This window comes from Intrasporangium sp. (genome assembly GCF_035280925.1).
Classification (GTDB): Bacteria; Actinomycetota; Actinomycetes; order Actinomycetales; family Dermatophilaceae; genus Intrasporangium.
Genome location: NZ_DATEEY010000093.1, coordinates 1 through 8,305 on the forward strand (window position 1 = coordinate 1; position 8,305 = coordinate 8,305).

Here is an 8,305-nt window from a genome sequence, read left to right on the forward strand (position 1 = left end):
GCGCCGGCGCCGCGCACCCTGGGCGGGGCCGTCCGCCGCGCCGACGCCAACCTCGCCCTCGTCGCGGTGCCGGGCCAGCACGCGACGACCGAGGCGCTCGATGCGATCAACGCCGGCGTGAGCGTCATGATCTTCTCCGACAACGTGCCCGTCGAGGACGAGGTGCGGCTCAAGGACCTCGCCGCTGACCGGGGCGTGCTCGTCATGGGGCCTGACTGCGGGACAGCGGTCGTCGGCGGGGTCGGCCTCGGCTTCGCCAACGTGGTGAAACCCGGGTCCGTCGGCGTCGTCGCGGCGTCGGGCACGGGTGCGCAGCAGGTCATGTGCCTTCTGGACGCCGCCGGCAAGGGCGTCAGCCACGTGCTCGGCGTCGGCGGCCGCGACCTCTCGGCCACCGTCGCGGGCCGCTCCACCAGGCAGGCCCTCGCCGCGCTCGCCGCCGACGCCGCCACCGAGAGCATCATCGTCGTCTCCAAGCCTCCTGCCGCTGAGGTGCTGTCCGACATCGAGTCGTATGCCGCTGGGCTCGGCAAGCCGGTCCACTGGGCCACCCTCGGGGCCGGGAAGCCGGACCTCACCGCCTCAGTGATGGCCGCTCTCGGAGACGCCGGCAGCGGGATCGAGTGGCCGCACTGGGAGGCGGAGCAACCGGCTCCGACGGGGACGTCGCTGAGGGGTCTCTTCTGCGGTGGCACGCTGGCCGACGAGGCGATGCTCGTGGCGGGGGAGACCTTCGGCGACATCCGGTCCAACACCCCGCTCCGGCCGGATCTCGCCCTCGGTCCCGACCTGCGCGACGGAGGCCATGTCGTCATCGACTTCGGCGACGACTCGATGACGCAGGGTCGCGCGCACCCGATGATCGACCCGTCCCTTCGGCTCGAGCGCATCGCCGCCGAGGCGGCCGACCCGTCGTGTGGCGTGCTGCTCCTCGACCTCGTGCTCGGACATGGAGCGCACCCGGACCCGGCACCGGAGCTCGCGGAGGCGATCCGGTCCGCTCGATCCACGGCCGAGACGGACGGCCGCACGCTCCCGGTCGTCGTGTCGATCAGCGGCACTGACGGCGACCCGCAGGGTCTTGCGCGCAGCGCAACCGCGCTGCGGGATGCCGGCGCCTCGGTCTTCCTGTCCAACGCGGCCGCGACGAGGCACGCGGTCTCGCTCCTCGACCAGGCACCCGCCGGGCCGACGGCGGGAGCGAGCTCAGCGGCATACGGCATCGTGGAAAGCGTGCGCGAGGGAGGCCGCTCCGGAGAGCTCAACGGCCTCCTGTCGGCGGATCTCACGATCGCCACGGCGGGAGTTGCCCTCTTCGCGGAGTCGATTCGGGCCCAAGCGGTTCCGGTCACCGAGACGGCGTGGCAGCCGCCGCTGCCGGGGACGGAGCGCGACCTCTCGGCCGTCCTCGCCGACCCGCGCCGCGAGGAGGCCAACCGGCTGGCGTTCGAGCGCATGGTGGCCGCCGGGGCCGACTTCGTCGACGTCCGGCCGGCCAGTGAAGCGCTCGGTCTCGAGAAGGGCACGTTCCTCCACGCCGGCCCGCCGATCGAGTTCGCCCGTGCATCTGGCCCGCTCAAGGGTGCGTTGATCGGGGCGATGCTCTTCGAGGGCCTCGCCGACACGGCCGAGGAGGCGGAGGCCAGGCTCGAGAAGGGCGACGGCATCACGCTCGAGCCGTGCCACCACCGCGACGCCGTCGGTCCGATGGCGGGCGTCATCAGTCCGTCGATGTGGCTCTACGAGCTGCGGGACGACGTGCACGGCAACACGTCGTGGTGCTCACTCAACGAGGGCCTCGGCAAGGTGCTGCGCTACGGCGCGTACGGACCCGAGGTGATCGACCGGCTGCACTGGATGAACTCGGTGCTGGGGCCGTTGCTGCAGCAGGCGATTCGGGCGCGGGTGGACTCCGCTGGCCCGATCGACGTCAAGGCGATCGTCGCCCAGATGCTCCAGATGGGGGACGAGGGCCACAACCGCAACCGGGCCGGCTCCCTCATGCTCCTGCGTGAGCTGTTGCCGACGCTGATCACGGCTGACGCGGCCGCGTCGGACGTCGCGGAGGCGGTGCGCTTCTCCGGCGCCAACGAGCACTTCTTCCTCAACCTTGGCATGCCCGCGTGCAAGCTGGCCGCCCTGGCGGCACACGGCATCCCGGGGTCGTCAGTGGTGACGACGATGGCGCGCAACGGGACCGACTTCGGGGTGCGCGTGTCGGGGACCGGTGACGAGTGGTTCGTTGGTCCGGCGCAGACGCCCGAGGGGCTGTTCCTCGGGTCGTACGGTCCCGAGGACGCCAATCCGGACATCGGCGACTCCGCCATCACCGAGACCGCGGGTATCGGCGGGTTCGCCATGGCGGCCGCGCCCGCGATCGTCCGGTTCGTCGGCGGCGACGTGCCGTTCGCGCTGCGGGCCACCCAGACGATGTATGAGATCACCGTCGGGGAGCACCCCGCCTACCAGGTGCCGATCCTCGAGTTCCGCGGGACGCCGACGGCGATCGACGTGGCTGCTGTGGCGCGGACCGGGGTGCTCCCGCAGATCAACACCGGCATGGCCGGGAGGGTGGCGGGAGTCGGTCAGGTCGGGGCGGGGCTGGTCAACCCACCGGCCGAGTGTTTCACCCAGGCCATCGCGGCTCTGGCCCGCGCGATTGGCTGATTCCGTCCGCCCGGACTAGGGTTGGTCACGGTCAACGTTTGCTGTTTGTGTGTTGCACGCTCGCAGAAGACATTGTGAGCGCAGCCCTTCTGATGTTCAGGAGTTTGGTCGCGTCCTTGCTGACCCGGACCGTCACACCCGTGGGTCCGTTCCAACCTGAAACAAAGGGAGCACAACATGGCACAGGGAACCGTCAAGTGGTTCAACTCGGAGAAGGGCTTCGGCTTCATCGCCCCGACCGAGGGTCCGGACGTCTTCGTCCACTACTCGGAGATCCAGACCAATGGCTACCGCAGCCTTGAGGAGAACCAGGCCGTCGAGTTCGACGTCGAGCAGGGCCCCAAGGGTCCGCAGGCGATGCGCGTTCGTCTGGTCTGATCACTCGCTGATCTGAGCTGTGGGTCCGTGCGACCCCGGCATCCACGTCATGAAGGGCCGGCACCTGAGGTGCCGGTCCTTCGTGCTGCCCACCGAAGTGCTGACCGGTCGGGGTGTCTGTCGGCGTGACCGCGCCGGGGGCCCGGCGGACGGGACAGGCCGGCCCTGGCCGCGGGGGCAGCGTTGGTTCTTGCGGGCTGTGCAGGTGCGCCGGCCCCACCGCCCCGGCGAGACGAAACGGCCTCGTCAGGTCGCTCAACCGCTCGACGACAGCCGTGACTCGACCTGACACTCGTCGACGTGGAAACTTGCCCGTGCTCGGACACGGGTGATCTTCCACGGCGAGACGGGATGACCGGCGTCACCACGGGGCACTGTGGAGAACCGGGACGCCGTCCGTGCTGAGCGGGCCACGCTGAAAGCATGGGTCCGCTCCTGCATGCGCGCATTGCCGGTCAGGCCGGCCTCGTCACGCGCGCTCAGGCGATCGGTGCGGGCCTGACCGCTGAGGCGATCGAGTGGCGGATCCGCCAGGGCCGCTGGATCCGGGTCATCCCGGGATCTACCAGACGCTGCCCGGGCGCGCCGACTGGGAGGCCCGGGCCCTGGCGGCCCTGCTGCATGCCGGCACGGGCGCCGCCCTCGTCGGCCGCAGCGCCGGATATGCCTGGGGCCTGGTCAGGTCGGAGCCCGAGACGATCGAGATCGTGATCCCCGCCAGTCGACGAGTCCGGGCTCCAGAGGGCGTGGAGGTCCGGCGAAGCCGCCTCCTCAGTAACCGGGTCCATCCGACCGAGTGGCCGCACCGGATCGTGGCCGAGCACACGGTGCTCGACATCGCTGATGGGGGGACCTTCGATCAAGCCGTCTCGCTCGCCGCAAAGGCCATCGACCTCACGGTGGCCACGCCGGAGACGCTCCGGGCGGCCCTCGCGTCGCGGCCACGACAGTCCTACGCCGCAGAGCTGCTCGAGGCGCTCACCGACGTGGCCGACGGGGCCGAGAGCGCTGCTGAGGTCAGATACGTCCGTGATGTCGAGCGGGCCCACGGACTGCCAGCCGGGAGACGACAGGTGCCGATCAGCGGCGGAGGGCGACGGGACGTCGAGTACGAGGAGTGGGACCTGGTCGTCGAGGTGGATGGGCGACTCGGCCACGATGGGTGGCGGGCGAGGCAGCGAGATGGCCGGCGGGACCGCAAGGCCGCGGCGACCGGTCGACTCACCGTCCGGTGCCACTGGCCCGACCTCGTGCCCACGGGTTGCGAGCTCGCTGTCGACGTCGGCGACATCCTCGTCACTCGGGGCTGGACGGGTCGGGTGGTTCCGTGCGGCGACGGGTGCCCGGTGGCTGCGACCACGGCAAGCCGGCTCCCTGCCTGAGGTTGTCTGCTCCTCATTTGCCCCCGTCTGCTCAGGCCGGCTCCACCCGGCACCCGAGCCAGCGGGCACGGGGAACGAGCCCAGCGGCATACGGCACCGTGGTGTGGAAGTCTGACCGTGCTCGCACCCGGTCGACCTTCCACGGAGGGACGCTCAGGCGAGGAAGCGGGTCAGCAACGCGTTGAAGTCGTCCGCGTACTCGATCTGCGTCCAGTGCCCGCACTGGCCGAACACGTGCAGCTGCGCCCGGTCGATCAGGTGGAAGAGGTTCAGCGACGTGGTCATCGGGATGACCTTGTCCTCGCGTCCGTGGAACAGAAGTGTCGGAGCCGTGATGGATCGGATCTCGTCCACGGAGAGCACCATCGCGTCGACCCAGCGCTGCCGTGGCGCCGGGAACATGGCCGCGAACCGTTCGTCCGCGCCGTTCGCCACTGATGCCTCGTACCGGTCCCGGGCGAGGCCGTCGGTCATCCGTGAGGTGTCGTAGGCGAACAGGTCAAGCAGCTCCCGCATGCGCTCCACGGAGGCCTCGTAGCCCCACACCGCGTCGAGGCCCTCGGTGATCGGGAAGGGGACCCCCACCGAGCCCATGAGCACGAGCCGGTCGACGCGGTCGGCATGGCGGGTCGCCAACCGCAGGGCCATCGCCCCGCCGAAGGAGTTGCCGACGACACTCACGCGCTCCAGCCCGAGCACGTCGAGCAGCTCGACGGCGTGCGCCAGCCAGGAGTCGACCGAGTACTCGTGCCCCTCGGAGGGCACCGTCTGGCCGAAGCCCAGCTGGTCCGGGGCGATGACCCGGTGGCCCGCCTCGACGAGCGCCGGGATGGTCAGCCGCCAGTTGGCGGCCGCGCTGACCCCGGGCCCGGATCCGTGCAGCAACAGCACGGGCGATCCCGTGCCGACGTCGTGCACCCAGGTGGGCACGCCGTCGACCTCGACGAAGTGCCCACCGAGCGATGCCGGGTTCGCGGTCACGCCGGCACCCCACGGTCGATCTGCATGACGACGGCCTTCGGCTCGGTGAAGAACTCCCGGCTGAAGTTGCCGCCCTCACGGCCGACGCCCGAGTCACCGACGCCACCGAAGGGCGTGCGCAGGTCACGGATGAAGAAGCAGTTGACCCAGACCGTGCCGGCCTTGAGGTTCGCGGAGACCCGGTGGGCGCGGGAGAGGTTCTCCGTGAAGAGCATCGCGTTGAGGCCGTAGGACGTGTCGTTGGCCAGGTGCACCACCTCGCCCTCGGTCTCGAACTTGTTGACGACGACGACCGGCCCGAAGATCTCCTGGCAGTACTGCGTCGCCGTGAGGGGGAGGTCGGTGATGATCGTCGGCCGGACCAGCCAGGAGCCGTCCTCGGCGAGGCCGCCGGTGAGGATCTTGCCGCCCTGCTCCTCGACGGTGTCGACGTAGGACTTGACCTTGGTGTAGTGCTCCTCCGAGGCGAGGCAGGAGAACTGGGTGTCCGCGGCGAAGGGCTCGCCGATGACGAGCTTCTCGGCCGCGTCCTTGAACCGGGCGAGGAACTCCTCGTAGATGCCGGCCTGGATGAAGAGTCGCGAGCCGGCGAGGCAGACCTGGCCGGCGTTGCGGAAGATCGCCTCGACCGCCCAGTACACGGCGTTGTCGATGTCCGCGTCCTCGAAGACGATGTTGGCGCCCTTGCCGCCCAGCTCGAGGCTGACGGGCGTGAGGTTCTGCGAGGCGGCGCCCATGATGATCCGGCCGGTGCCCGACTCACCCGTGAACGTCACGCGGTCCACGCGCGGGTCGCCGGTCAGCGACGACCCGGCCGGGACGCCGAAGCCGTTGAGGACGTTGAGCACGCCGGGCGGGAAGCCGGCCTCGATGGCGAGGCGGCCGAGCAGCACGACGGAGGCCGGCGTGTCCTCGGCGGGCTTGATGATGCAGGTGTTGCCCCAGGCGATGGCCGGGGCGATCTTCCACGTCGCCATCATCAGGGGGAAGTTCCATGGGGAGATGGCGGCGACGACGCCGGCCGGACCGTACTCCGTGTAGGTGTGGTGGCCGCTGTCCATCGGCATCACCTCGCCGACGTGGTCACGCTGGTGGTCGGCGAAGAACCGGAAGTTCCACACGGAGCGGGCGATGTCGTGCTTGGCCTGGACGAAGGGCTTGCCCATGTCGGTCGAGTCGAGGCGGGCGAGCTCGTCGGCGCGCTCCTCCATGAGGTCGGCCAGCTTGTGGATCAGCTTGGCGCGCTCGGTGCGGCCCATACGCGGCCAAGGCCCCTCGTCGAAGGCCTTGCGGGCGCTCGCGATGGCGCGGTCGGCGTCCGCGGCGGAGGCCTCGGCGACCTCGGCCCACTTCTCGCGGGTCCAGGGGTTGATCGTGTCGAAGCGCTTGCCGTCGACGGACTCGACCTCGACGCCGTCGATGATGTGGCCGAAGAAGGGGAAGTCGCTCATGGTGCTCACCTTTGGGATCAGGTTGGGGGTCAGGAGGATTGAGCCGTATGCCGCTGGGCTCGGCGCTCGTGGATGGTGACGTCCCCGGCGGCGAAGTGAGTGGTAGGAACTTCCCGGAGGACGACGCGGACGCTCTCGAGCGGGGTGTCGACGCTGTCCACGACCGCGTGCGTCACCTTGGAGATGAGGGTGCGCAGCTGCTCCTCCGAGCGGCCTTCAGTCAGGGTGATCTCGACGAACGGCACGGTCACTCGCCCCCGTTGATGAAGACGGAGCCGAGGTTGGTGAAGTGCATCGCGACGGAGGCGGCGGGCGGCGAGAAGACGGCGTCGGTCATGCCTCCGGTGAGCACGATCCAGCCCGGCTCGATGGCGTGCCCGCGGCGCGCGAGGTCGTTGGCCGCAAGGGCGAGGGCCTCGCCCGGGTGTCCCTGGACGGCCGCGCCGGTGGCCGAGTCGACGATCTCCCCGTCCACCTCGACGAGGACGGCCTCGAGTGCGAGGTCGAGGTCCGCCGGCGGCACGCCGATCGGCCCCGTGACGAACGCGCCCGAGGAGGCGTTGTCGGCTGACACGTCGCCCGCCTTGAAGCGGAAGTTGCGATAGCGGGAGTCGATGACCTCCGCCCCGCCCCACACTGACTCAACGGCCGCCATGGCCTGGGCGCAGGTGACGCCGGGGCCCTCGAGCCGGTCTCCCATGACGAAGACGATCTCCGGCTCGATGCGTGGGTGGATCAGCTTCGACTGGGGGACCGGGTCGCCGACCGGGAGGATCATCGCGTCGGTGAGCCAGGCGACGAACGGGAAGTGGACGCCCATCCGCTGCTGCTTGGCGCGGCTGGTCAGGCCGAGCTTCACGCCGATGAGCTTCTCGCCGCGGTCGAGCCGCTTCTGGAGGTTGAGGTCCTGGATCGCGTAGCCGGTGTCGAGGTCGAGCTCGGGCCACTCGTCCGTGAACGGCTCGCGCTCGCGGCGCTCGTCCTCACAGGCGAGCAGCTCGGCTGCGACCGACGCGATGTCCCAGCCTCCATCGGGCTTGGTCCCGGCCGTCATCAGCGGACTCCCAGCCCGGCGAGGTCGCCCATGTCCAGCTCGCGCTCGCGTTCCTCGGCGAGCTGGAGGGCGATGTCGATGATCATGTCCTCCTGGCCGCCGACGTAGCCGGCCTCGCCGACGCGCTGGAGGATCGCGTGGGCGGGCACGGCGTAGCGCTCGGCCGCCCGCTCGGCGTGCAGCAGGAACGAGGAGTACACGCCGGCATAGCCCTGGGTGATCGACGCGCGGTCCATCCACGGCAGGCGCGGGATGAACGGGCGGACCACGTCCTCGGCGGCGGAGAGGACCTCGCCGAGGTCCACGCCGGTCCGGATGCCCATGCGCTCGAAGGTCGCGGCGAGCACCTCGGTCGGGCTGTTGCCCGCACCGGCCCCGAGGGCACACAGGGC

General features: G+C 70.5%; 7 protein-coding genes and 2 pseudogenes. 4 read left to right on the top strand and 5 right to left on the bottom strand.

Annotated elements, in window-relative coordinates:
* The 4 genes and pseudogenes from VJN29_RS09405 to VJN29_RS09415 all read left to right on the top strand — a co-directional run.
* On the top strand, positions 1-2,667 hold a 2,667-nt coding region (locus VJN29_RS09405; RefSeq protein ID WP_324143366.1), incomplete at its 5' end, for a DUF1116 domain-containing protein.
* Positions 2,668-2,844: 177 nt separating this feature from the next.
* Positions 2,845-3,045, top strand: coding sequence for a cold-shock protein (locus VJN29_RS09410; RefSeq protein ID WP_013491928.1), 201 nt, complete (start codon positions 2,845-2,847; stop codon positions 3,043-3,045).
* Positions 3,046-3,468: 423 nt separating this feature from the next.
* Positions 3,469-3,555, top strand: a pseudogene (locus VJN29_RS20375) (hypothetical protein); the annotation flags it as partial.
* Between the two features lie 8 nt (positions 3,556-3,563).
* On the top strand, positions 3,564-4,427 hold the full coding sequence (locus VJN29_RS09415) for a hypothetical protein (RefSeq protein ID WP_324143367.1): 864 nt from the start codon (positions 3,564-3,566) through the stop codon (positions 4,425-4,427).
* 153 nt (positions 4,428-4,580) lie between these two features.
* Here the strand turns inward: VJN29_RS09415 and VJN29_RS09420 are convergent, their stop codons facing one another.
* From VJN29_RS09420 to VJN29_RS09440, 5 genes and pseudogenes are all read right to left on the bottom strand, one after another.
* Positions 4,581-5,408 carry an alpha/beta fold hydrolase gene (locus VJN29_RS09420; RefSeq protein WP_324143368.1) on the bottom strand — a complete coding sequence of 276 codons (828 nt, stop codon included), beginning with the start codon at positions 5,406-5,408 and terminating at the stop codon, positions 4,581-4,583.
* A complete protein-coding gene (locus VJN29_RS09425; RefSeq protein ID WP_324143369.1) occupies positions 5,405-6,859 on the bottom strand; it encodes an aldehyde dehydrogenase in 1,455 nt (484 codons plus the stop codon). The genes VJN29_RS09420 and VJN29_RS09425 overlap by 4 nt, the downstream gene beginning before the upstream one ends.
* Positions 6,860-6,888: 29 nt before the next feature.
* Positions 6,889-7,110, bottom strand: a complete 222-nt coding sequence (locus VJN29_RS09430) for a 2-hydroxymuconate tautomerase family protein (RefSeq protein WP_324143370.1) — start codon at positions 7,108-7,110, stop codon at positions 6,889-6,891.
* Positions 7,107-7,913, bottom strand: coding sequence for a 2-keto-4-pentenoate hydratase (locus VJN29_RS09435; protein ID WP_324143371.1), 807 nt, complete (start codon positions 7,911-7,913; stop codon positions 7,107-7,109). Before VJN29_RS09435 ends, VJN29_RS09430 begins: the two co-directional genes overlap by 4 nt.
* Positions 7,913-8,305, bottom strand: a pseudogene (locus tag VJN29_RS09440) (4-hydroxy-2-oxovalerate aldolase); the annotation flags it as partial. The gene VJN29_RS09435 and the pseudogene VJN29_RS09440, both read right to left, overlap by 1 nt.